Annotated in this window: 2 protein-coding genes and 1 pseudogene; all 3 read right to left on the reverse strand. The window is 34.3% G+C overall.

The window, feature by feature from the left end; genetic code table 11:
• Positions 1–167, reverse strand: a pseudogene (locus HMPREF9073_RS15400) (RHS repeat-associated core domain-containing protein); the annotation flags it as partial.
• A gap of 86 nt (positions 168–253) precedes the next feature.
• Positions 254–898, reverse strand: coding sequence for a hypothetical protein (locus HMPREF9073_RS02460; RefSeq protein WP_009412393.1), 645 nt, complete (start codon positions 896–898; stop codon positions 254–256).
• Position 899: 1 nt separating this feature from the next.
• The coding region (locus HMPREF9073_RS16185; protein WP_009412394.1) for an RHS repeat-associated core domain-containing protein at positions 900–2026 on the reverse strand (1127 nt) is incomplete at its 5' end.

Below are 2026 nucleotides of genomic sequence, written 5' to 3' on the forward strand. Positions count from 1 at the left end.
TGTACAAAGTTATCGGGTTGTAAGAAACGGTGTAGCGCAGGGTCGTACAACCGTCCGTTCATATGGATAAGTCCTACGGTTTGCAGGTGTTCGTGCCCTGTATAACCTCTGTCAAGAAGCAACTTATCTAACTTGTTGCCGTTGCCGTCAGTGATGCTTAACACTTTGCCCCAGGCATCAAAGTGCCTTGCTTAGTTAGTGTCTATAATATTTCAATGTACTTAAATCACGGTGCAAAGATACATTTTTTCAATTATCTTTTCTTTCTAATTTTACAATTTGGACAGGTTAAATATTTCTTACCTACTTTTATTCCTCCATTGAGAGTAATATCATTAGTAAGTTCTTCTCCATAGTTCTCACACCAAAAAATATCTCCATCAATTTCTTTAATTCCCCATTTACTATTTATAATCTTAAATATTTTACCTTCTTTCATTACCCAATAACCGTGAAAATGTTGTATAATAAAAATAAAATTATTAGGATTTTTACATTGATAATCCATCAACTTCTTTTCAATGTTTTCTGAATCAAATATAATAGGAGGGTCATATATAGAAGAAATATTATTCATTAGTTTATAATATGAGTCAAACATCTGGAAAAATTGAATTTCATTCTTGTTTTTTATTATAAGCATTTGAAAATTAGGAGCTTTTTTTAGAGAAATAAGTTTTTCTATCATATCTCCACACTTATATTTTTTCCCTTGTAGGTCTAAAACTGGAATTGAGAGGATATCTTCTTTATTAATATCTATTATATTATTTTTTTTTAGATATATAAGGGCAGAATCCTTATATATATTTTTGTCATAATGAAAAGGATTGCTCTCTTGTGAGAAAGAGAGGATATTGATAACAAAAGATAGTATAAAGGTAATTTTTATTTGCATATCAACGTATACTGAAAATTAAAAACATATTATTAAGAGTTCTAAAAGAATTTGTACTACTATTAGACGATGGGTTCATAACATTAATAATAAATCGACCGCTATCATAAAGTCTCACTCTATTAATTACCGTAGCGTGTGCAAAAATAAACTTCTGTCCTCCCATTCCTATTGCCCTTATTCCCGTATCGTAAGTTAGTGATACGGCTGTTCTTTGGCTCATATTGTTTGCTATTTCTCTAATTGTATTTACAGGGTTAGCTTTATCTATAGAGATTGAACCTGTTCGATAACCAGCATTAGCATACATCCTACCTATTTCTCGATTAGTTAGTCCTTGTCCTGTGGAACTTGGGTTAGAAGAAGTAAAATAACTTTGAGTTCTACTATTACCATAATACTTATCTATACTCTCAGCACAAGCATAAGTACAGTCATAATCTCCTATTTGGTTTACTTGGGGGATAGGCAAATCTACATCAAATATTTTTCTATCTCCTCTCCAAAAGTTTCTTCCATCAATTACAGCATCAATACCACCAGCTATACCACCTGTTATAGCTCCGAAAGCAGCCCCTGTTAATCCATCGTTAATTCCATTTTTTAGTGCTTGTCCAATATTTTGACCTGAGACTAAACTATTACCTATTCCAGAGGTTATTCCCCCTGTAAGACCAGAAGCAGCTCCTATAACTGCACCTGAAAAGAAACTTGAGGATACAGCAGCCGCAGAAGAGGATCCCAAAAATCCTGCACTAAAAGCACCACCAGCTAATGCAGATGATGTACCACCCATTACACCTGCACTTAATGCTCCTGCGAGTGCTCCAACACCAAAATATCCTAATCCTTGGGCTGAAAACTTAGCTCCGTGTGTAGCCCAATTAATAATTCCACCAATAACAGCTCCAATAATTAGGTTCCAAAACTCACCATTCTTATCATTATAAATCAACGGATTATTCAAGCAATACCCATATCGATTAAAGTTCTGTGTATTAAAAGGGTCTTGTACAAAGTTGTCAGGTTGTAAGAAACGGTGTAGTGCAGGGTCGTATAACCGTCCGTTCATATGTATTAAGCCTACGGTTTGTAGGTGTTCGTGTCCTGTAAAACCACGGTCTAATA

This window comes from Capnocytophaga sp. oral taxon 326 str. F0382 (assembly GCF_000318295.1).
Lineage (GTDB): Bacteria > Bacteroidota > Bacteroidia > Flavobacteriales > Flavobacteriaceae > Capnocytophaga > Capnocytophaga periodontitidis.

Coding starts and splice junctions, on each gene's coding strand:
- HMPREF9073_RS02460 (WP_009412393.1), bottom strand. CDS start 898: ATGCAAATAAAAATTACCTTTATACTATCTTTTGTTATCAATATCCTC.